Genomic DNA, 21,999 nt, shown 5'->3' with positions numbered 1-21,999 from the left:
GACTCGCGCCGCTCCGAAAGACCCGAAGACCACAAGGATCAGTCGGCACTTGCCAAGTAAGACGCGTGTGTACGAGCTCGCCCGCGAGCTCGGTCTCGAGAACAAGGAAACGCTGGACCTCTGCCAGGAGCTGGGGATCGGCGTGAAGAGCCACTCCTCATCCATGGAGGAGGCTCAAGCCGACCGCGTCCGCCGCAAGGCCGAACGTGAAGGCCTGATCCGCGACACCGGTGACGACGACGGTGACGACGACGGTGAAGCCGAGGCGGTCGAAGCGCCGGCGCCCGAGCAGTCGACACCGGCCCCCGTCGAGGCCGAGAAGTCCCCGGCCCCGGTCGACGAGCCCGCCGCGGCTTCAGAGCCCTCAGCGGAGACGAAATCCTCGAAGCCCGTGCCCACCACACCGCCGCCGGGACGCCGCGTCGTGACCTCGAGTGGATCGTCGGGGCCCACCCGTCCCGCCCCCGCCCCTGTCCGGGCCGAGACGCCTCCGTCGCCACCGGCGGCCCCGACGCGCGCCGCCGAAGCGCCGCCCGCAGAGGCCCCGCCCGCAGAAGCGCCGCCATCGGAGGCGCCCGCGCAGCCTGCCGCGACGGTCGATGCGCCGCCGGCCGACGACGCCTCGACGTCAGCGCCCGCGGTGCCGCCGACGTCCAAGACGGGCAAGCCCATTCCGCCTCCGCCCGCCCCACCCACCTCGCAGTCCGGCAAGCCCATTCCGCCTCCGCCCGGTCCGCGTACCTCGCGCGCCGCCGGTCGCCCTTCGGGTCCGCCGCCCGGCCGTCGCGCCGGCGCCCCTCCTTCTGGTTCGCCCTCCGGTGGTGGAGCCGCTCGTCCGTCCGGTGGCCGTCCCGGTGGCGGTCCGCCCCCCGGACGTTCGGGCCCTCCCGGTCGCGGAGGCCCCGGTGGTGGTCGTGGCGGTCCGCCGCGGCAGCCGCGCCGCCGCACGCGTCGCCGTCGTCGTCGCAACATCGACGATCTGCAGCCGGTCGACGTCCCGACCTACACGCCCGAGGACGCACCCGTCCCCGAGGGCGAGGTCGTCGTCGAGCGCATGTCGACGCCCCAGGATCTCGGTACGAAGATGAACCGCACGGCGGCCGACGTCGTCCGGTTCCTCATGCAACAGGGTGAGATGGTCACGGCGACCCAGTCGCTGAACGACGACATGATCGAACTGTTCGCGGCCGAGATCGGTGTCGAGATCCGTCTCGTCGATCCGGGCGAGGAGCAGGAGGTCGAGCTCCAGGAGATGCTGGACCTTCCCGACGAGGAAGACGAGGACGAGGAACATCGTCCGCAGGTCATCACGGTCATGGGTCACGTGGACCACGGCAAGACCAAGCTGTTGGATCGCATCCGCGACGCAGACGTGGTCGCCGGAGAGGCCGGTGGCATCACCCAGCACATCGGTGCCTACCAGGTCCACCGCAACGATCACAGCCTCACCTTCATCGACACCCCGGGTCACGAGGCTTTCACCGCGATGCGTGCCCGCGGCGCCGAGGCCACCGACATCGTGGTGCTCGTCGTCGCTGCGGACGACGGCGTCATGCCCCAGACCGAAGAGGCGATCAGCCACGCCCGCGCGGCCGAGGTCCCGATCGTCGTCGCCATCAACAAGGTGGACCGCGAGAACGCGGATCCGAACCGGGTGATGCAGCAGCTCGCCGAGCGGGACCTGATCCCCGAGGCCTGGGGTGGCGACACCGTGACCATCGAGGTCTCGGCCCTCCAGGGGCTCGGGATCGAAGAACTGCTCGACAGCCTCATCCTCGTGGCCGAGGTCGAGGAGCTGACAGCGCCGCCCGAAGGTCGTGCGACCGGCGTCGTGCTCGAGTCGCATCTCGACATCGGCCGTGGCCCGGTGGCCACACTGCTCGTGCAGCGTGGAACCCTCGCCGTCGGTGACCCCGTGGTCGCCGGGGCGGCATGGGGACGCGTGCGGGCGCTGATCAACGATCATGGCGAGCAGGTCAAGACGGCAGGGCCGTCCATGCCCGTTCAGGTGCTCGGTCTGTCCGATGTCGCCCATGCGGGGGACGAGTTCGTCGTCGCTCCCACCGACAAGGTCGCGACCAAGGTCGCCGAGACCCGCGAGCACTGGCAGCGTCTGGCGAGCATCGGTCGTGACTCGGCCGCAACGTCGAGCGGCGCAAAGCTCGAGGACATCTTCTCGGAGATCCAGGCCGGCGAAGCCGCCACCTTGAACCTCATCGTCAAGGCCGACGTGAACGGTTCGCTGGAGGCGCTCACCGAGAGTCTCCGCAAGGTGGAGCGCGAGGAAGTGAAGCTCGCCTTCGTGCACCGCGGCGTCGGTGGTATCACCGAGAACGACATCCAGCTCGCCGCAGCGTCCAACGCCACGATCATCGGATTCAACGTCCGCCCTGATCGCAAGGCCCGTGAGCTGGCCGAAGCCGAGTCCGTCGAGATCCGAACGTACGAGATCATCTACAAGCTGATCGAGGACATCGAAGCGGCTCTTGTCGGCATGCTCGTCCCCGAGTTCGAAGAGGTCGTCACCGGCGAGGCCGAGGTCCGCGAGATCTTCCGGATCCGTGGCATCGGCGCAGTCGCCGGCTGTTACGTCACCGACGGTGTCATCACCCGCGGCTCCAAGGTCCGCTTCCTGCGGGAGGGCACGATCATCTGGAAGGGGTCGGTCACCTCGCTCAAGCGGTTCACCGAGGACGCCACCGAGGTCCGTTCCGGTTTCGAGTGCGGTATCGGCCTGTCGGACTTCCAGGACCTCAAGCAGGGCGATGTGATCGAGACGTTCGAGGATCGCGAGATCGAGCGCACCTGACGCGCTGAGGCCCATGTCACCTGTCGTCGCCGCTCTGACGGTCGACGTGCACATCGCCACGGCGGCCACACTGAAGGACAAGCGGTCGGTGGTGCGCTCTCTCGTGGAGGGCATGCGCCACCGTTTCCCCGTCTCGGCCAGTGAGGCGGGCGGCCACGACCTCGTTCAGCGGGCGCTGGTGGTCGTCGCCTTCGCGGGCCCTTCGGTGCGTGGTGCCACCGACGTCCTCGACGCCGTGGAACGCTGGGTGTGGTCGCGGCCCGACATCGAGATCGGCTCGATCGACCGGCACTGGCTCGAGCTCGACATCTGAACCCCGATCGACACGAGGAGAACCCCATGGCACGACGTGGCGGAAGACGGGACCACGAGCGCACGGCCCGGGTCGGCGAGCTCCTCCGGGAGATCATCGCCGGTGAACTCACCCGGATCGACGACGAGGAACTCTTCCACGTGTCCATCACGGCCGTGGACGTCGACCGTGACCTCAACGTGGCGAAGGTGCACTTCTCGACCCTCGACGAGGATGCCGAGACGGTTGCCGCAGCCCAGGACGCGCTCGGCGCCCACCGTGGGCGGCTGAAGCGTCTGATCGGACAGGAGACGCGTATCCGCAAGGTCCCGAACCTCGTCTTCATGGCTGACACCGGCGTGACCGGCGGCGGCCGCGTCGAGGAGATCCTGCGCGAGCTGGGCCTCGGCGACGACGACGACGATTCCGACAGCGCCGCTCCGTGAGTGGACCGGGCCCGGACGGCTTCGCTGTCATCGCGAAGGAGGCCGGCTGGACCTCACACGACGTCGTGGCCAAGGCCCGCGGTGTCATCGGGACCCGCAAGATCGGCCACTCCGGGACGCTGGACCCACCGGCGACGGGCCTTCTGATCCTCGGCGTGGGTCGGGGCACCCGGCTGTTGCGGTTCGTCACGGCGCTGCCCAAGACCTACGTGACCACGGTCGAGTTCGGAGTCGCGACGACGACGCTCGACGCGGAGGGGGACGTGACGGCGACCGCCGACATGGGCGGCGTCGACCGCGCGGCGGTGACCGCCGCGGCGCAGCGCTTCGTCGGCGACATCGAACAGATCCCCCCGATGGTGTCGGCCGTGAAGATCGGCGGGCGGCGACTGCACGAGATCGCCCGGGAAGGCGGCGAGGTCGAGCGACCTCCGCGCCCGGTGACGATTCATCGACTCGATGTGGGGGACGTGACCGGCCACGGTGAGCACGGCCCGGTGGTGTCGCTGACGGTGCGGTGCTCGTCGGGCACCTACATCCGCACGCTGGCAGCCGACATCGGCGAGGCACTCGGCGGTGTCGCCCACGTGCGGACGTTGGCCCGCACCGAGGTCGGCTCGTTCACGCTGGCCGATGCCCATCCTGTCGAGTCGCCGACGCTCGTGAGCCTCGCCACGGGGGTGCGCGACCTGCCGACTCATGTCGTGCACGACCCGGCCGACGTCGCGGCCATCGGGCACGGCAAGAGGCTCGCCGTGCCCGAGGTGGACCCGCCGATGATCGACGGTGCCGAGGTGGCGCTCCTCGACGGCGAGGGGACGCTGCTGGCCGTGTGTTCGGTACGGGGAAGTGTCCTCGCTCCCGAGGTCGTCATACCGCCGGCGTGAGTCGACGGTTCACGTGTGCGGCGTTTGTGGCCACGGCGCTGGTAGCCTGACCACTCGGTCGGGCCGAACCCGACCATCGCGTCCGTCGGACGCGTTCACGAGATGGCTTCGCGGTTCGCACCGATCCTGAGATCGAACGGCCGGCGAAGCCGGGTCCGGACACCCGAGGAGCCACCATGGCCGAGAATCTGCCGCCCAAGGCTGACACGATCGCCAAGCATCGCCACCACGACACGGACACGGGCTCGCCCGAGGTCCAGGTTGCGCTACTGACCGATCGCATCAACCACCTGACCGAGCACCTGAAGGTGCACAAGAAGGACCATCACAGCCGGCGTGGCCTGCTGTCGTTGGTCGGTCAGCGGCGTCGGATGCTCGACTACCTGGCCTCGGTCAACGTCGAGCGGTACCGGGCACTGATCGCAGAACTGGGACTCCGCCGCTAAGGCGGGGTCTCCCCGAACATCGCCGCCGGCCGTACCGCACGGTGGCGCGCAAACCATCCAGCAGCGGTCAGTCAGCTGCCAGTTGAAGGGGCCTCGGCCGGAGGCCGGGACCTCTCCAACTGGGATCTGGCCTCGCTGCGACCGGCCTCGATGGCCGGGCAACAGGGGCGAGTGCCCCGGAAAGAGAGCAGCGATGAGTGACATCGTCTCCGTCTCGTCACCGGTCACCGGTGACGAGGAGAAATCCCTCGGTTTCGAGGCAGGTCGTTACGCATTCCAGGCCGACGGCGCAGTCGTCGGGCAGATGGGTAACACCCAGGTCCTCGTGACCGCCACCGCCAACAAGCGGGTGCGTGAGGGCATCGAGTTCTTCCCCCTGACGGTCGACGTCGAGGAGCGTTCCTACGCCGCGGGCAAGATCCCCGGCTCGTTCTTCCGCCGTGAGGGTCGTGCCAGCGAGCAGGCCATCTTGACCTGCCGTCTCACCGACCGGCCCCTGCGCCCGTCGTTTCCCGACGGGTTCCGCAACGACGTCCACGTCGTCGCCACCGTGTTGAGCGCGGACCAGGAGAACCCCTACGACGTCCTGACGATCAATGCGGCCTCCGCCGCGCTGTGCATCTCGGGCATCCCCTTCGACGGCCCCCTCGGCGCCGTACGCGTGGCCTACAGCACCGAAGGCGAGTGGATCCCGCACCCGACCTACCAGGAGGGTGAGGCGTCCACGTTCGAGATGGTCGTCGCCGGCCGTATCACCGACGACGGCGAGGTCGCCGTCATGATGGTGGAGGCAGGCGGTACCGAGAACGCGTGGGACTACTACGAAGACGGTGCCCCGAAGGTCAACGAGTCGGTGATCGCCGGCGGCCTCGACGCATCCAAGACCTGGATCCGTGAGGCCATCGAGGTCCAGCGTCGGCTGATCGCCGCCGCGGGCGTGAAGCCCCCCATCGACTTCGACGTCCAGGTGGACTACAGCCCCGAGGTCCGCGCCGCGGTCGAAGAGGTCGGGCGCGACAAGCTCACAGACACCCAGAAGATCGCCGACAAGGCAGCGCGCAGCGCGGCCGAGGACGAGGCGAAGGCCGAGATCCGTGCCGCACTGGCAGACCGGTTCGCAGATCTCGACGGTGCCGACAAGCAGGTCGGCAACGCCATCCGCGCTCTCACCAAGGAGATCGTGCGCAGCCGCATCGTCAACGACGGTGTGCGCATCGACGGTCGCGGTGTGACCGACATCCGTCAACTGTCCGCCGAGGTCGGCATGGTCGCCATGGCGCACGGTTCGGGCCTGTTCCAGCGGGGCGAGACCCAGGTCCTCAACGTGACGACCCTGGGCACCGGTCGTATGGACCAGATGATCGACGGGATCGACCCGACCACCCGCAAGCGCTACATGCACCACTACAACTTCCCGCCGTTCTCCACCGGCGAGGCGGGCTTCATGCGTGGCCCCAAGCGTCGCGAGATCGGTCACGGCGCGCTTGCAGAGCGTGCCCTTCTGCCGGTCGTGCCGAAGATGGACGAGTTCCCGTACACGATCCGCCTGGTCTCGGAGGCTCTGTCCTCCAACGGTTCGACCTCGATGGCGTCGGTGTGCGGTTCCAGCCTGTCGATGATGGACGCGGGCGTGCCGATCAAGGCAGCCGTCGGCGGCATCGCGATGGGTCTCGTCCACCACGAGGGCAAGTACACGACCCTCACCGACATCCTCGGAGCCGAGGATGCGTTCGGCGACATGGACTTCAAGGTCGCCGGCACCGAGGACTTCGTGACGGCTCTCCAGCTCGACACGAAGATCTCCGGCATCCCCGCCGACGTGCTCGCCGCCGCCCTCGAGCAGGCCTACGAGGCGCGCATGAAGGTGCTCGAGGTCATGAGCGAGGCGATCAGTGAGCCTCGCGAGGACGTCGGCCCGACGGCCCCGAAGATCGTCAGCTTCGAGATCCCCGCCGACAAGATCGGTGAGGTCATCGGTCCCAAGGGCAAGGTCATCAAGGCCATCCAGGAGGACACCGGTGCCGAGATCAACGTCGACGACGACGGCATGGTCGGCGTCGTGTCGGTGGCGTCCGCGGACCGCGATGCGGTCGACGAGGCCGAGCGTCAGATCCGTCTGATCCTCGATCCGCCTCAGGCCGAGGTCGGAGCCGTCTACATGGGACGGGTCGTGAACATCACCAGCTTCGGTGCGTTCGTGAACCTGATGCCCGGCCGTGACGGCCTGCTCCACATCTCCAAGATCGGTGGCAAGCGCCGTATCGACAAGGTCGAGGACGAGCTCAACCTCGGCGACGAGATCGAGGTGCGAGTCGACGACATCGATCCGCAGGGCAAGATCAGCCTGACCCCGACCGGCGACGACGACGGTGGTTCCGACGACTCCGGGTCCGACGACTCGGACAGCTCCGAGGATTCGCGGGACTCCGACGACGACCGTGGCTCGCGCGGCGGTCGTGACGGTGGCCGGTCCCGTGACCGTGGCGATTCCGACGACGACCGCGGTTCACGCGGTGGTCGTGACCGGGATCGTGATCGTGATCGTGGCCGGTCCCGCGACCGCGGCGGTCGTGACCGCGGTGGTCGCGACGGCGACTCGGACAACGGTGACGGCGGCAAGCGCACCGAGATGTCCTTCGAGGAGGATTTCCGCAAGGAGCTCGAGGCCGAGGTCGGCGATCTCGGTCCCGCCCAGCCCGCTCGACGTCCCGGTAGGGGCGGCGGCGGTCGTGGCGGCGGTGGCGGCGGCCGTGGTGGCCGTCGACGTCGCTGAGTTCACCGCGATGATCCGGGTCGCCGTCGTCGGTGCCGCCGGTCGCATGGGTGCGACCGTGTGTGCCGCGGTGCGCGACGACCCGGAACTGGAACTGGTCGCCGCGGTCGATTCTGTCGACCGCGGCGACAGTCGCGTCCCGGGCACCGATGTCGTCATCTCCCCGGAGCTGGACGCCATCACCGACGCCGGCGCCGAGGTCGCCGTGGATTTCACGGTTGTCGAGGCGGCCCGGGTCACGCTTCCGTGGTTGGCCGGGAACGGCGTCCACGCGGTGGTCGGGACGACGGGATTCGAGGACGACGACCTGGATACGTTCCGGGCGGCGTTCACGTCGAGCCGGTGTCTGATCGCCGCCAACTTCGCCATCTCGGCGGTGCTGATGATGCGGTTCGCGGAACTCGCCGCGCCGTGGTTCGAAACGGCCGAGATCGTCGAGTTGCATCACGACCGCAAGATCGACGCTCCGTCGGGGACGGCGCGGGTCACCGCTGAGCGGATGGCCGCGGCGTCGGGGGAGTGGGCGCCGGACCCGACCACCGACGAGGTGCTCGACGGTGCACGTGGTGGCGTCGCCCCCGGCGGCATCCACATCCATTCGCTGCGCCTCCGGGGGCTGGTCGCCCACCAGGAGGTCATCCTGGGGTCCGAGGGGCAGTCGCTGACGATCCGCCAGGACTCTTACGACCGTTCGTCGTTCATGCCCGGCGTCGTGCTGGCGGCCAAGAAGGTCGCCGGGCTCCCCGAGCCGCTCACGCTCGGCCTGGATTCACTGCTCGACGTCTGAGCGGGCTCCCGCGGCCCGGCGCTGCGCGTCGAGGGAGCCTTCGCGCGACGTTCCTCTCTCAGAACCGGGGCCCGATGTACGCGATCGCGTACATCGGCGGTCGATCTCTTTGCGCAAGTGCCCGCCAGGTATCCGCAATAGCGGATATCGGGCACCCGTTCGCGAACGAACGTCGCGATGCGACCTGCGCGTCGGTCCGGGTCGTGCGAACGGTGACCCGCCAGCCGCACGGTGACCTGCGACCGGCCCGAACCGGGGCCCCGACCGGCCTACAGGGCACAGCGGTCCCTACGATGGGACCCGGTGTACCGATTCCTCCTGAAGCCGCGCTGGATCGCCTCGCACGTGTTCGTGCTGGCCGTGCTGGTGACGTTCGTGAGTCTCGGGTTCTGGCAGCTGAACCGCCTCGACGAACGCCGGGACGAGAACGCGACCATCACGGCGCGCTTCGACGAGCCCCCGGTTCCGGCCACCGACGTCCCACTGGACGAGACCGACGAGGACCTCGAGTTCCGGATCGTCGAGGCCACCGGCACCTACGACCGCTCCGGAGAGGTACTGATCCGCAACCGGTCCCGCGGTGGCGCTCCCGGTTACTGGGTCCTCACGCCGCTGATCCTCGAGGACGGGACGGCGCTCGCTGTCAACCGGGGCTGGATCCCGCTGGGGTTCGATCCCGACCAGCCCCGACCCGACGTCGACCCGCCGACGGGAACCGTCACCGCCGTCGGCTTCCTGCGCACCAGCGTGGAGCCCGGTCGCCTCGCCCAGGCCGACCCGGCCGAAGGCGCCCTCTCCTCGCTCGCCCGGCCCGACCTCGCCCGCCTCGACCAGCAGATCGACGCCGACGTGCGGATGCTCTACCTCCAGATCGAGTCCCAGTCCCCGGTCCAGACCGGCGAACTTCCCTTCGTCCTCGAACGCCCCGAGCTGAACGAGGGCCCGCACCTCAGCTACGCGGGTCAGTGGCTCATCTTCACCCTGATCGGCCTCATCGGGTATCCGCTGGCGGTGCGACGAATCGCCCGGTCACGGGCCCGAGCCGAGAGCGGGGAACAGGACATCTCCGACCCCCTCGACTGGGAACTGGCAGAGCTGAACCGGTCGGTGCAGGACCGCGGCGGGCCCGCCTGAGGAGTCCCAGCGTCGCCAGCGGCCGGCTCTCCACTACCGTTGTCGGGGCGTTCCGCCGGTTCCGTGGGTGGACACTGACCTTGGAGGCTGTGCGATGGCCAGGTTCGGGAGGGTGCTCACCGCCATGGTGACGCCGTTCGACGCCGACGGCGGTCTGGACCTCGACGGGGCCGCGGAACTCGCGGCGTGGCTGGTCGAGCACGGCAGCGACGGTCTCGTCGTGGCCGGGACGACAGGTGAGGCCCCGACGCTCACCCATGCCGAACAGGCCGACCTCATCGCCACCGTCGTCGACGCCGTCGACGTGCCTGTCATCGCAGGAGCGGGTTCCAACGACACCCGTGCTGCCATCGACCTCACGAAGCGGGCGGGTGAGGCCGGCGCAGAGGCCATCTTGTCGGTCACGCCGTACTACAACCGCCCGTCCCAGAAGGGCCTCCTCGCACACTTCACCGCCGTCGCCGGCGCCACCGACCTCCCGGTGGTCCTCTACGACATCCCGGTGCGCACCGGACGCAAGATCGAGACCGACACCCTCATAGAGCTCGCCCACACCGTCGACAACATCGTCGCGCTCAAAGATGCCGCGGGAGATCCGGCCGAGACCGCCCGTTTCGCCGCCCACGCTCCTGACGGTTTCGAGGTCTACTCCGGCGACGACAACCTGACGCTCCCGCTCCTGGCCATCGGCGCGGTGGGCGTGATCGGTGTCGCCACCCACTGGGCCGGTGCCGAGCACCAGCAGATGGTCAGCGCGTTCGAACGCGGCGACGTCGCCGAAGCCGCCCGGATCAACCGGGCACTGCTGCCGTCGTACCGCTTCGAGACCTCCCCCGACGCTCCCAACCCGATCCCGACGAAGGCGATGATGCGCGTGCTCGGTCTCCCCGGTGGCCACTGCCGCCCGCCCATGCACGACGTGCCCGACGGTCTCGAGCACCATGCCCGTGACGTCCTCACCGGTGTCGAGGTCGGCCGGGAGTTCCTCGGTGGCTGACCCGGTCGAGATCACCTTCCTCGGCGGACTGGGCGACATCGGACGCAACTGCGCCACGATCGAACAGCGGGGCGAGATGCTCATCTTGGACTGCGGTCAGATGTTCGCGTCCGAGATGCGACCCGGCGTGGACTCGGTGCTGCCGGCGCTCGAGCACATCGTCGACAATGGCGACAAGGTCATCGGGATGATCGCCACCCACGGCCACGAGGACCACGTCGGCGCGATCGCGCATGTCCTTCCCCACGTGCCGCTCACCATCTACGGCACCCCCTTCACCCTCTCCCTCGCCCGCAACCGCGCCGAGGAGGCACGGCTGCTGGACCGGGTCACCTTCGTGCCGGTCGAGGACGGCGACCGCCTCAGCATCGGCTCGTTCGAGTGCGAGTTCATTCCCGTCACGCATTCCGTGCCGGGCGGGCTGATCTCGGCCATCACGACCGACCAGGGGCTCGTCCTGCACTCGAGTGACTTCAAGCTCGACCACCACCCGATCGACGGCCGACGCACGGACCTTCCCCGCATCGGCGCCCTCGCCCACGATCCCGGTATCCGTCTCATGCTCGCCGATTCGACGAACGCGGACGAGCCCGGGTCCTCGCAGTCCGAGAGCGAGATCGGCCCCACCCTGCGCCTGCTCTTCGAGCAGCACGCCGGGCGCAGGATCATCACGGCCTGCTTCTCGTCACACCTGCACCGGGTGCAACAGATCGCCAACGCCGCGATCGCATCCGGTCGCAAGATCGCCACGCTCGGGATGTCGATGAAGCGCAACGTCGCCGCCGGACGTGAGACGGGCGTGATCCGTCTCCCGGACGCGTCGATCATCGACATCGGTGACATCGGCGACTACGACCCGGGCGAGATCTGTGTCATCTCGACGGGATCCCAGGGTGAGGAGCGGTCCTCGTTGGCGCTCGCCGCCGCGGGCAGGTCCAGCTGGATTCAGATCGGTCCGAACGACACGATCCTGTTGTCCTCGACGCCCATCCCCGGCAACGACCTCAAGATCGCCCAGATGATCAACCGCCTCGTCGAGGTCGGCGCGATCGTGGAGACCGCGGGCGCGCTGGACCTGCACACGAGCGGACACGGCAAGCGTGACGAGCTGACGGTGCTGCACCTCGTGGCGTCGCCCGAGTGGTTCGTCCCGGTCCACGGCGAACTGCGCCACATGACCGCCCACGCCGAGCTCGCCCAGGACCTCGGCATGTCACCGGACCGCACGCTCGTCGCCCGCGACGGCGACAGCGTCGTGCTGAGCGACGACGGCCTCGCTCTCCACAAGGACGTCGCCCCCGGCCACCACCTCCTCCTCAACGGGCCGTTCATCGGCCCGGACCGGGGCCTCGTGGGGGAGCGGCAGATCCTCGGTGAGTACGGCACGGTCATCGCCACCGTCTGTATCGACCCCGACCACCGCGCCCTCGTCGCCGAGCCGGTGATCGTCGCCCGTGGCTGGCTGGACCACGCCGACGAGCGGGATCTGATCACCGAGATGACCCGCCAGCTCGGCGGCGCGGTGGAGGAGTTCCTCGACGACACGAAGGACGCCCACGACACCGATGAGCTCGGTCGCATCGTGCGTCGGACCATCGGGAGCGCCGTCAATGACCTCACCGGGCGCCGCCCGATGATCGTGCCGGTCGTCCTTCTCGCCGACGACTGAGCCGGCGCTCGCCGCCATTGCCCGTGCTGGACGCGCCGGTGCGCTAGCCTCATGGGCGGAGTAGGGGCCGGACCCAGTCGTCGTCTCGACAGGTACGGACACCCGTGGCCAACAAGCCTTCACGTACGAAGACATCGTCTTCCCGTTCAACGCGCTCAGCGCGCCCGCACGCGGCCGCCTTCGGCGACCACCGCGCCGACGTATGGGGTCTGTTCGCCGTCGTCGCGGGTTTCGTCACCGCGCTCGCCACCTACGGCGGTGTGGCCGGGCCGGTGGGTGACGTCATCGACGACGGCCTCGGACTCGGGATCGGCATCGTCCGCCTCGTGATCCCGCTCGCTCTCGTTGCTGCAGGCTTCGCCCTCATCGCCTGGGATCCGACCGACCGGGAGGACAAGAAGGCGGGCGAGTCGCTGCGCATGGCCCAGCTCAGCGTCGGAGCGGTCCTCATGACCCTGAGCGGGACCGCGCTGGCCCACGTGGGCCGGGGCAACCCCGGGTGGGGCGACTCGGTGAACGACTTCGCACAAGCCGGAGGTGTGCTCGGGTGGGCACTCGGCGCGCCCCTGCGGGCCGGCACCGGTCCCTGGGCCGCCACGGCGATCCTGCTCGGTATCGGCGTTCTCGGCCTGGTCGCCGTCACGCAGGCCTCGCTGCGCAGCGTCGCCAGTCACGCCGCGCGGTGGACCGGGCCCGTCCGGGTCGGGTTCTCCCGCTTCGTCGCCGCGCTGATGGGCGAGCCCGACCCCGTCGACGCCGTCGACCGGTCACTTCCCGACGGCGAGGAGGTGATCGGCGGTGCAGCGGTCTTCGACCAGGACGTCGCCGGTCCGTCGCCGATGCTCGGGACGGCGCCCCCGGCGGACGCACCCCGTCCGGAGAAGGCCCCGAAACCCCCGAAGAACGACGAACCGGTCGTCAAGATCGGCGCGGGGGGCGAAGAGGGTGAACCCGCGCAACTCGAGATGGAACTCGGCCCGGCGGCCAAGGGCTCGCCGTGGAAGCTGCCGTCCATGAAGGTCCTGGACCGTTCGGGCGCGGTGAAGGTCGATCAGCGGGCCGTGCAGGAGCGGGGGCGCATCCTCGAGCAGGCCCTCGCGGCGCACGGCGTCGAGACCCACCTCGTCGGCATGGTGGTCGGCCCGACGGTCACCCGCTTCGAACTCGAACTCGGCGAGGGCGTGAAGGTCGCCCGGCTGACCAGTCTCCACAAGGACATCGCCTACGCGATGGCCTCTCCCGACGTCCGCATCCTCGCGCCGATCCCGGGCCGTCAGGCCATCGGCGTCGAGGTCCCGAATTCGAGCCGCCAGGTCGTGGCACTCGGCGACATCCTCGCCTCACCGGAGGCCCGCCGGGCCACCCACCCCCTCGAGGTCGCCGTCGGCCGTGACATCAACGGCGTGTCGGTGATGATGAACCTGGCGAAGATGCCCCACCTGCTCATCGCCGGCGCCACGGGAGCCGGCAAGTCGTCGTGCATCAACTCGATCATCACGTCGATCCTGATGCGGTCCACTCCCGACGACGTCCGGATGATCCTCGTCGATCCCAAGATGGTCGAGATGAGCCAGTACGAGCGGGTACCGCACCTTCTCACCCAGCCGGTGACCGACCCGAAGAAGGCCGCGAATGCGCTGTCCTGGGCGTGTCGGGAGATGGACCGGCGCTACGAACTGCTCTCCAGCGTCGGCGTGCGCGACATCGACGGCTACAACGGCGCGTTCGACCGCGGCGACCTGCAGCCGGGCCTCGGTGAGACCGATGCCGCCGGTGAACCCCTCACCTACAAGCGACTTCCCCTGATTCTCGTCGTGGTCGACGAGCTGGCCGATCTGATGATGGTCGCCGCCCGCGATGTCGAGGACTCGATCTGTCGCATCGCCCAGAAGGCCCGTGCGGTCGGCATCCACCTGGTGATCGCCACCCAGCGCCCGTCGACCAACGTCATCACCGGCGTCATCAAGGCCAACATCCCGACGCGCCTCGCCTTCGCCGTGTCGAGCCTCACCGACAGCCGCGTGATCCTCGACCAGCCTGGAGCCGAGCGCCTCGTCGGACAGGGCGACATGTTGCTGCTCGGCGCGTCGTCGAGCACACCCAACCGCATCCAGGGTGCGTGGGTGACCGAGGAAGAGGTCCGCAAGGTCGTCGGTGCGTGGCGTCGGCAGTCCGTCGAGACCGAGACCCTCTCGGGTATCGACTCCGAGTCGGTGACCGAGACGCCGTCGTCGGGCAGCGCCGGTGGTGGTGGCGACGACGATGACGAACTGCTCGCGGAGGCCATGGAGCTCGTCGTCGGGAGCGGGCTGGGGTCCACGTCGATGCTCCAGCGCAAGCTCCGCGTCGGCTTCGCCCGGGCGGGACGGCTCATGGACCTGCTCGAACAACGCGGGGTCGTCGGCCCGTCGCTCGGGTCCAAGGCCCGTGAGGTGCTGATGAGCCCGGAGGAAATGGCCGGTTCATCGGCCGAACCCGGCTGAGCGGGGCCCGACCCGGCCATCGGGACGCGAGGGGCGCTCGGCGCCGCCGGTAGTCTGCCGGCGTGGTCCTGCCCGTCGTCTTCGTCCTGATCGGCGTCGTCCTGCTCGCCAAAGCGGCCGACGAGTTCGTCGTCGGTGCTGCGACCATGGCCATCAAGTTGCGGATCTCGCCGGTCGTCATCGGCGCGGTCATCGTCGGCTTCGGTACGAGCCTTCCCGAGATGCTGGTCTCGGGACTCGCCGCGGGCCGTGGCGACCGTGATCTCGGTGTCGGCAACGTCATCGGTTCGAACGTGGCGAACCTGTCACTCGTTCTCGGAGTGGCGGCCCTCATCATGGCGATACCGGTCGACCGGGCGACCATGCGCCGCGAGGCCCCGCTGTCGCTGCTGTCCGTCGGGCTGTTCGCCCTGCTCGTTCAGGACGGCTTCGAGCGGTGGGAGGGCGTCGTCCTCGCCGTCGCACTCGTCACGGCGCTGTTCATCATCCTGCGGGCCGAAGTGGCTGGCGGCGACCCGATCGTCGAGCAGCTCGAGGAATTGCCGCTCGAGGAGGACAAGCCCGTCAGGGTGGTCCTGTTCCGAACCTTCCTGGGTCTGGCGGGCACCGTCCTCGGCGCGCAGCTGCTCGTCGAGGGTGCGCTCGACATCGCCGAGGAGGTGGGTCTCGGGGCGGGCTTCGTCGGGTTGACGCTCGTCGCCATCGGCACGTCGCTACCCGAGCTCGTGACCGCTGTGATCGCGGCACGCAAGGGTGAGACGGGCCTGATCGTGGGGAACCTGCTGGGTTCGAACCTCTTCAACAGCCTGGCTGTGGGAGCGGTGATCGGTCTCATCGGACCGGGCCCGCTCATCGACTCCAACCTCGCCGGACTCGCCACCTGGATCATGGTGGGGGTGTCCGTGGCGGGCGCGCTGTTCATGTTCACCGGGCTGAAGGTGGTGCGGTGGGAGGCAGCCCTGCTGCTCGTCGTCTACGTCGCGACCATCCCCTTCCTCGTCTCTGACGATGAGGACGAGGAAGGGTCGGTCGGATCTCAGGCTGTGATCGCGGAGGTTCAGCCGGACGCCGGAGCGGCGGACCCGGCCGGGGCCGGATCCTCCGCGCTGTCGTCGCCGGCCTGATCGCCGCTCGTCTCCACTCCGTCGGCGAGTTCTCGGAGGCGGTCCGCCAACTCCGGTCCCTCGAGGCTCCCGAGGTAGTCGGGTAGGCGCACGCCGACGTTCGCGGCCAGTTCATGCAGCGGCGGGACCGAGCCGACGAGGCCGGAAAGGAAGTTGGCCGTCGAACCTCCCGGGCCGTCGCCTGTTCCCTTGCCGCCGCCGGAGTCCCAGACGGTGACCTTGTCGATCTTGAGGTTGGAGATCGCCTTGACCTGTTCGGCGACCAGTTCGGGCAGCTTCTCGGTGACCATCAACAGCGCGGCCAGGTCGCCCGACCCGCCAACCTGGTTGACCATCTCGCCGAAACCCTCGGCCCGTCGTGACAGCAACGCCAACAGACCGAGCGCTTCGGCCTCCATCAGGGCCCGCTGGCCGTCGGCCTCACCCTGGCGGATGCGGCGGATCTTGTCGGCCTCGGCGTCGGCGAGCGTGCGGACACGCTCACGCTCGATCTCTGCGGGTACGACGATGTTGGCGTACTGCGACGCCTTGTCGCGCTCGGCACGGGTGCGCTCGGACTCCTCTTCGGCCCGGTAGGACTCCTGGGCGGCCCGGGCGGAGTTGACCCGCTCCGAGGCGCTCGCGAGGCGCTCGGCGTCGGCCTCTGCCTGACGGCGACGCGAGTCTGATTCGGCGACGGACACCTTGGCTTCGTTCTCGCCCTCTGTTGCCCGTGCGTTGGCCGCGGCGACCTGGATGCGCTGCTCGCGCTCGGCGTCGGCCCGGCCGATCTCACCGTCACGTTCCTGCTGGGCGACCTTGATCTTGGCGTCGTTGATTGCCCGGGCGGCGGCCTCACGGCCGAGGGCGTCGATGTAGCCGGACTCGTCGGTGATGTCCTGGATGTTGACGTTGATGAGGCGCAGGCCGACCTTGCGCAGTTCCACCTCGACCGAGTCCGTGATGTTGGCGATCATCTTCTCGCGATCGGCGTTGATCTCCTCGATCGGCATCGTCGCGATCACCACGCGCATCTGACCGAAGATGATGTCGCGGGCGAGCGCCTCGATCTCGGTGAGGTTCAGACCGAGGAGACGTTCGGCTGCGTTCTGCATGACGCCGGGCTCGGTCGACACGCCGACCGTGAAGGTCGACGGCGTGTTGATGCGGATGTTCTGTTGGGAAAGTGCGCCCTGGAGGATGATCTCGATCGGGATCGGCGTGAGGTCCAGGAACTGGTACCCCTGCACGATCGGGACGACGAGGGCGCCGCCGCCGTGCAGGCAGCGCGATGACTCGCCCTGGCCGCCGACGCGGCCGTAGACCACGAGGATGCGGTCCGACGGGCACCGCTTGTAGCGCGTCGCGAAGGCGAGCAGTACCACCAACAGGAGCGCGGCGGCACCGACGACGATGATGATGACGGCCATCTCGGGTCCTTCCGTACGGGTATCGGGTGGAGCTTATGGCATCGGCCCCCGTGGGGCCGGACCCGGTGGGGATCGGGTGTCGGTCAGATCCGTTCGACGAGCACGGTCGACGAGTCGATCACCTCGACGACCCGGACCCGGGTCTTGGACGGGATGTCTTCGTCCTGGCGGGTGTAGGCGTCCACGACGGCGAGTCGGCCCTGCACCATGACCTCGACCTTTCCGGCGCGCCCCCGGTTGGCGGCGATCGGCAGGTAGACGCTGCCTGTGACGCCGACGGCGTTCGCGTAGTCCACGGACCCGGTCTCCTGGAGCTTGGTGAACTGGCGCCACAACAGACCCACTCCCAGGAACATCGCCAGTCCCACGGCGACGGCCACGCCGACCGCGGCGGGTGTCGACTGGTCGGCCTCTTTCATGATGACGCCGGTCCAGCCGAACGCGAAGAAGAACGCCGTGAGCGTCCGCAGGGACAGGAAGCCGACGTCGAAGCCGCCGTCGCCTCCGTCGAAGTCCACATCTGCGTCGAAGCCGAAGCCGAAGGCCAGCAACACCAGCTGGAACAACAAGAAGACGCCGGCCACGATGCCGATCACGTAGAAGACCTGGAGATCGCCGGTCAGGTCGTCGAACCAGCCACCCATGATCGGCCCCTTTCCGTGGCGTCGCGTGCGGAGCCTCCACGGTAGCCGTCGGGGCGCGGCCTGGACCGGACCGGAGGCGGGTACACAATGCATGTGCTCCGAGTTCACTTTGCCGCCTCCGCCGTGCTCCTCCTGCTCCTCCTCCTCGCCGCGGGTTGTGGCGCGAGTGCGGTGGCCACGGACTCAGTGGTCGATCGGGGCGAGATCACCTCGACGGATCCCGTGTCGACCCCGACGGCAGGTTCGTCGGCGGGGGAGTCGGTCGACGTGCCGGGGGACGGGCCCACGCGCGCCACGACGCCCATGCCTTCCGGCCCGGCCCGGACGTTCACCGTTGCCGGCGACTCCATCTCGGTCGGCCTCGGCCGTCAGCTGGTCGGCCTCGTCGGCGGGGGCGTGACGGTGGATGTCATCGGAGTCCAGGGGACCGGCCTGGCCTTCCCCAACGGCTACGACTGGCCGGCCCGCGCCGAGGAGATCGCCGAGGGGAATCCGCCCGACGTCTTCGTCTTCTCCGTGGGAACCAACGACTTCGTCGACCTTCTCGACGACTCGGGTGCCGTGGTCGCCCGGTGGGGCGAGCCGGGGTGGTCCGTCGCGTACGCGGCGCGCCTCGCCCGGGTCTTCGACGCGTTCTCCGACACGGGCACGCAGGTGTGGTGGGTCGGCCACGTCTGCGTCGAGCGGGCTGTCATCTGTGAGACGAATCGGGAGATCCACGCGTTGGCCGTGGCCCTGGGCCGGGATCGCCCGTGGGTTCGCATCGCCGATCTCGGTGAACTCCTCGGATTCGGCGATGAGCCTGCGACCGGTTGTCTGGCGGCTGACGGGATTCATCTCGACGCAGAGTGCCTTCACGACGCCGCCGCGGAGCTGCTCGCTCCCGCCGTGCCGGCGGTGCGGTGACGGCGCTCGCCACTGCAGCCGGGCCGGGGTCGCGCCGGTAGGCTCGCCCCCGTGACACGGCGGTTCTGGCTCGAGACTCTCGGCTGCCCCAAGAACGAGGTCGACTCGGCGAAGCTGACCGGCACGCTGCTCGCCGACGGCATGCAGGCCGCCGCGAGCCCCGAGGAGGCCGACCTCGTCGTCGTCAACACCTGCGCCTTCGTCGAAGAGGCCCGCGAGGAGTCGATCGACACGATCCTGACGCTCGGTGAGCGTCGTCGGGCAGGTGCCGAGCTGGTCGTCACCGGGTGTATGGCTGAGCGGTACGGCGACGAGCTGGCCGACGCGATCCCCGAGGCCGACGCCGTCGTGGGTTTCGGCGTGCCCGTCAGCATCGGTTCGAAGCCGTCGCTGCCGTCGTTCGACCTGTTGAATCTGCCCCGGCCGCGGTCGTCGGTTCCCTGGGCCTACGTGAAGATCGCCGAGGGCTGCGACCGGGCGTGCGGCTACTGCGCGATCCCGTCGTTCCGGGGCCCGCAGCGGTCACGTACGATCGCCGACATCGTCGCCGAGGTCGACGCTCTCGGGGCGCGCGAGATCGTCCTGGTCGCCCAGGACCTCGCCGTGTTCGGGCGCGACCAGGGGGTGGGTGAGCGCCGGATCGTCGAGCTCGTCGAGACCGTCGCAGAGCGCGTGCCGTGGGTGCGCCTGCTGTACCTGTACCCGTCTGATCTCAGCGACGCGCTGATCGACGCCATCTGTGCAACCGGCGTGCCGTACTTCGACCTGTCGCTGCAGCACGTGTCCCGTCCGCTGCTGCGGCGCATGCGCCGCTGGGGCGACGGCGACCGGTTCGCGGCCCGAATGGAGGCCATCCGAGCGCGCGAGCCGGGGGCCGCGTTCCGGACCAACTTCATCGTCGGCTACCCCGGCGAGACCGAGGAGGACCACGACGCCCTCGTCGAGTTCGTGTCGTCCGCCCGTCTCGACTGGTGTGGCTTCTTCGGGTGGTCGCCCGAGGAGGGCACCTACGCGATGGACCTGGACGGTCGTGTCCCCGACGACCTCGTCGCGGAACGTCTCGCGGAGTTGCGTGACATCCAGGACCTCGTCACCGAGGCGCGACGTGACGAATTGATCGGTCGCGAGGTCCAAGTACTCGTGGATGAACCCGGCGTGGCGCGCACCTACCGTGAAGCCCCTGAGATCGACGGCATCGTGACCGTCCCCCACGACCTGACGGTCGGCGAGTTCCACACCGTCGAGGTGGCCGGTGCCGTCGGCCCTGATCTGGTGGGGGAGCGGCCGTGACCTCTGTCAACCCCGCGTCGGAATCGGTGTCGTCGTCGTACGCGTGGCTGTTGCGACCGGCCAACGTCGTCACGCTCAGCCGGATCGCCGCGTCGCCGCTGCTCTTCTGGTTCATCATCGACGCCGAACCCGACCGGGGCGCGTCGTGGGGTGCGTTCATCTTCGGCTGGATCCTGGGTGCGAGCGACGTCTACGACGGCCGCCTCGCCCGTCGCGCCGACGACGTCTCGCGTTCGGGCGCGTTCCTGGACCCTCTCGCCGACAAGATCGTGGTGATCGGGGCGATGGTCTGTCTCGTCGCCGTGGACGGGTACTGGTGGCTGCCGGTCGCGATCATCGCCGCCCGGGAACTGTGGATCAGCGTTCAGCGGGTCCGGTTCGCCCGCGAGGGCCTCGCTGTGCCCGCACGCCGGTCCGCCAAGTACAAGACCTTCGTGCAGGGCCTGGCCCTGGCCATAGCGGTCTTCCCGCCGCTCTCCGACGAGCGCACCGTCGTGGCCGCGGCGCTGTGGGTCGCCGTCGCGTTCACCGTGGCAACGGGACTCCAGTACCTGGTCGACGGCCGGACCGCCACGAGCCACACCGGCGGGTGAGCCGGCTGCGCCGTCCCGTGGGGCCCGGTGGCGTCGCGCGAGTACGGTCCGCACCGTGAACTGTGAAGTCGTGGCGGTCGGCACGGAGTTGCTGCTCGGGCAGATCGTCGACACCAACTCGAGTTGGATCGGCGAGCAACTCGCGCTGAGCGGGATCGATTCGCACCACCAGACCAAGGTCGGTGACAACCTCGCCCGGATGGTCGCCGTGCTGGCACAGGCGTTGGACCGCAGCGACGCCGTGATCTGCTGCGGCGGCCTCGGACCGACCCAGGACGACATCACCCGTGAAGCGATCGCCGCGGTGATGGGCGTCGACCTCGTCCGCGACGACGGCGCGGTCGGACGCATCTCGAGGTTCTTCGCGGACCTCGGTCGGCCGATGTCGGACAACAACCTGCGCCAGGCCGACGTACCCGTCGGCGCTTCGCTGATACCGGTGATGCCGGGAACCGCTCCGGGGCTCGTGTGCCCCGTTGGCGACAAGGTCGTCTATGCCGTGCCCGGGGTCCCCTGGGAGATGCAGCGGATGGTCGGCGAGTTCGTGGTCGAGGACCTGAAGCGACGGGCCGGGATCACCGCCGTCATCGGCTCACGGGTCCTGCGGACCTGGGGGGAGTCCGAGTCCGGTCTCTCAGAGCGGCTCCAGGCCGAGATCGAACGGCTGGACGCCTCCGGCGATGCGACCATCGCGTTCCTCGCGTCGGGCTGGGAGGGCCTCAAGGTCCGGATCACGGCAAAGGCGGACTCGCCGGCCCACCTCGCCGCCGTCCTCGACGCCGAAGAGGCCCGGCTGCGCGCGCTGCTCGGAGACGAGCTCATCTTCGGGGTGGACGACGAGACGATGGAGTCCGTCGTGCTGGACCTGTGTCGCGACGCCGGCCTGCGGCTCGCCACGGCGGAGTCCCTGACCGGCGGGCTCATCGGTGCCCGTCTGACGATGATCCCGGGGGCCAGTGACGTCTTCGTCGGCTCGGTCGTCTCCTACGCCGCAACCGTCAAGCACGACGTCCTGGGTGTGCCCGACGTGCCCGTCGTCTCCGAGGAGGCAGCCGTCGCGATGGCCCGCGGCGTCGCCGACGTCCTCGGCGCCGACTGCGCCATCGCCGTCACCGGGGTGGCCGGCCCGGACCCGGTCGACGGTCTCGCCCCGGGCACCGTGTGGATGGCGACGCTTCTCGACGGCGAGGTCAGCACCCACCGCATGGCGTACCCGACCGACCGGGAGCGGGTGCGCCAGTTCACGACCATCTCCGCCCTGTCGGACCTGCGCGTGCGGCTCCTGCGGCGCGCGCAGCTCGTCGGCTGAA

General features: G+C 69.3%; 18 protein-coding genes. 16 read left to right on the top strand and 2 right to left on the bottom strand.

All coding sequences use genetic code 11. The features are described 5' to 3' along the window. Nucleotides 1-49: 49 nt before the first annotated feature. From infB to RIE08_01190, 12 genes are all read left to right on the top strand, one after another. Nucleotides 50-2,809, top strand: a complete 2,760-nt coding sequence (infB, locus tag RIE08_01245) for a translation initiation factor IF-2 (protein MEQ8716210.1) — start codon at nt 50-52, stop codon at nt 2,807-2,809. A gap of 13 nt (nt 2,810-2,822) precedes the next feature. Beyond that, on the top strand, nt 2,823-3,122 hold the full coding sequence (locus RIE08_01240; GenBank protein MEQ8716209.1) for a DUF503 domain-containing protein: 300 nt from the start codon (nt 2,823-2,825) through the stop codon (nt 3,120-3,122). Between the two features lie 26 nt (nt 3,123-3,148). After that, nucleotides 3,149-3,547: a 30S ribosome-binding factor RbfA gene (rbfA, locus tag RIE08_01235; protein MEQ8716208.1), complete on the top strand. Its 399-nt coding sequence runs from the start codon at nt 3,149-3,151 to the stop codon at nt 3,545-3,547. Then, a complete protein-coding gene (truB, locus tag RIE08_01230) occupies nt 3,544-4,434 on the top strand; it encodes a tRNA pseudouridine(55) synthase TruB (protein ID MEQ8716207.1) in 891 nt (296 codons plus the stop codon). Before rbfA ends, truB begins: the two co-directional genes overlap by 4 nt. Before the next feature lie 176 nt (nt 4,435-4,610). Next, entirely contained in the window at nt 4,611-4,880 is a 270-nt protein-coding gene (gene rpsO / locus RIE08_01225; GenBank protein ID MEQ8716206.1) for a 30S ribosomal protein S15, read from the top strand. Nucleotides 4,881-5,073: 193 nt separating this feature from the next. Continuing rightward, entirely contained in the window at nt 5,074-7,653 is a 2,580-nt protein-coding gene (locus tag RIE08_01220; GenBank protein ID MEQ8716205.1) for a polyribonucleotide nucleotidyltransferase, read from the top strand. Further along, nucleotides 7,610-8,440, top strand: coding sequence for a 4-hydroxy-tetrahydrodipicolinate reductase (dapB, locus tag RIE08_01215; protein MEQ8716204.1), 831 nt, complete (start codon nt 7,610-7,612; stop codon nt 8,438-8,440). Before RIE08_01220 ends, dapB begins: the two co-directional genes overlap by 44 nt. Nucleotides 8,441-8,743: 303 nt before the next feature. Further along, a complete protein-coding gene (locus RIE08_01210; protein ID MEQ8716203.1) occupies nt 8,744-9,574 on the top strand; it encodes an SURF1 family protein in 831 nt (276 codons plus the stop codon). A gap of 94 nt (nt 9,575-9,668) precedes the next feature. Next, complete coding sequence (gene dapA / locus RIE08_01205; protein ID MEQ8716202.1) at nt 9,669-10,571, top strand: 4-hydroxy-tetrahydrodipicolinate synthase; 903 nt, start codon at nt 9,669-9,671, stop codon at nt 10,569-10,571. Then, nucleotides 10,564-12,240 carry a ribonuclease J gene (locus RIE08_01200; protein MEQ8716201.1) on the top strand — a complete coding sequence of 559 codons (1,677 nt, stop codon included), beginning with the start codon at nt 10,564-10,566 and terminating at the stop codon, nt 12,238-12,240. Before dapA ends, RIE08_01200 begins: the two co-directional genes overlap by 8 nt. Nucleotides 12,241-12,344: 104 nt before the next feature. Beyond that, nucleotides 12,345-14,723, top strand: coding sequence for a DNA translocase FtsK (locus tag RIE08_01195; GenBank protein ID MEQ8716200.1), 2,379 nt, complete (start codon nt 12,345-12,347; stop codon nt 14,721-14,723). Nucleotides 14,724-14,785: 62 nt separating this feature from the next. Continuing rightward, the gene (locus tag RIE08_01190; GenBank protein MEQ8716199.1) at nt 14,786-15,847 is read left to right on the top strand and encodes a calcium/sodium antiporter; all 1,062 of its coding nucleotides are present in this window, start codon (nt 14,786-14,788) and stop codon (nt 15,845-15,847) included. Here RIE08_01190 and RIE08_01185 read toward each other — a convergent pair. Together RIE08_01185 and RIE08_01180 are read right to left on the bottom strand one after the other, a co-directional pair. Then, the gene (locus RIE08_01185) at nt 15,781-17,256 is read right to left on the bottom strand and encodes an SPFH domain-containing protein (GenBank protein ID MEQ8716198.1); all 1,476 of its coding nucleotides are present in this window, start codon (nt 17,254-17,256) and stop codon (nt 15,781-15,783) included. The two genes, RIE08_01190 and RIE08_01185, sit on opposite strands and share 67 nt — an antisense overlap. A gap of 83 nt (nt 17,257-17,339) precedes the next feature. Then, complete coding sequence (locus RIE08_01180; protein ID MEQ8716197.1) at nt 17,340-17,900, bottom strand: hypothetical protein; 561 nt, start codon at nt 17,898-17,900, stop codon at nt 17,340-17,342. A 93-nt stretch (nt 17,901-17,993) separates the two neighbouring features. Between RIE08_01180 and RIE08_01175 the strand changes: the two genes are divergently transcribed. Genes RIE08_01175 through RIE08_01160 form a run of 4 tightly spaced genes read left to right on the top strand, consistent with a single transcriptional unit; the run spans nt 17,994 to nt 21,998 of the window. Beyond that, nucleotides 17,994-18,806: a hypothetical protein gene (locus RIE08_01175; protein ID MEQ8716196.1), complete on the top strand. Its 813-nt coding sequence runs from the start codon at nt 17,994-17,996 to the stop codon at nt 18,804-18,806. Nucleotides 18,807-18,857: 51 nt separating this feature from the next. Then, nucleotides 18,858-20,096, top strand: coding sequence for a 30S ribosomal protein S12 methylthiotransferase RimO (gene rimO / locus RIE08_01170; protein MEQ8716195.1), 1,239 nt, complete (start codon nt 18,858-18,860; stop codon nt 20,094-20,096). Further along, a complete protein-coding gene (locus RIE08_01165) occupies nt 20,093-20,689 on the top strand; it encodes a CDP-alcohol phosphatidyltransferase family protein (GenBank protein MEQ8716194.1) in 597 nt (198 codons plus the stop codon). The genes rimO and RIE08_01165 overlap by 4 nt, the downstream gene beginning before the upstream one ends. A gap of 55 nt (nt 20,690-20,744) precedes the next feature. Next, the gene (locus RIE08_01160) at nt 20,745-21,998 is read left to right on the top strand and encodes a competence/damage-inducible protein A (GenBank protein MEQ8716193.1); all 1,254 of its coding nucleotides are present in this window, start codon (nt 20,745-20,747) and stop codon (nt 21,996-21,998) included. Nucleotide 21,999 lies beyond the last annotated feature (1 nt).

The sequence above is a fragment of the Acidimicrobiales bacterium genome, assembly GCA_040219085.1.
Lineage (GTDB): Bacteria > Actinomycetota > Acidimicrobiia > Acidimicrobiales > JAVJTC01 > JAVJTC01.
This window is presented reverse-complemented; position numbering and strand designations above follow the sequence as displayed.

Excerpts from the sequence above, each read along its gene's own strand:
- dapA (MEQ8716202.1), top strand. The coding sequence starts at position 9,669 with ATGGCCAGGTTCGGGAGGGTGCTCACCGCCATGGTGACGCCGTTCGAC.
- RIE08_01240 (MEQ8716209.1), top strand. The coding sequence starts at position 2,823 with ATGTCACCTGTCGTCGCCGCTCTGACGGTCGACGTGCACATCGCCACG.
- rbfA (MEQ8716208.1), top strand. The coding sequence starts at position 3,149 with ATGGCACGACGTGGCGGAAGACGGGACCACGAGCGCACGGCCCGGGTC.
- RIE08_01220 (MEQ8716205.1), top strand. The coding sequence starts at position 5,074 with ATGAGTGACATCGTCTCCGTCTCGTCACCGGTCACCGGTGACGAGGAG.
- RIE08_01180 (MEQ8716197.1), bottom strand. The coding sequence starts at position 17,900 with ATGGGTGGCTGGTTCGACGACCTGACCGGCGATCTCCAGGTCTTCTAC.
- RIE08_01185 (MEQ8716198.1), bottom strand. The coding sequence starts at position 17,256 with ATGGCCGTCATCATCATCGTCGTCGGTGCCGCCGCGCTCCTGTTGGTG.
- rpsO (MEQ8716206.1), top strand. The coding sequence starts at position 4,611 with ATGGCCGAGAATCTGCCGCCCAAGGCTGACACGATCGCCAAGCATCGC.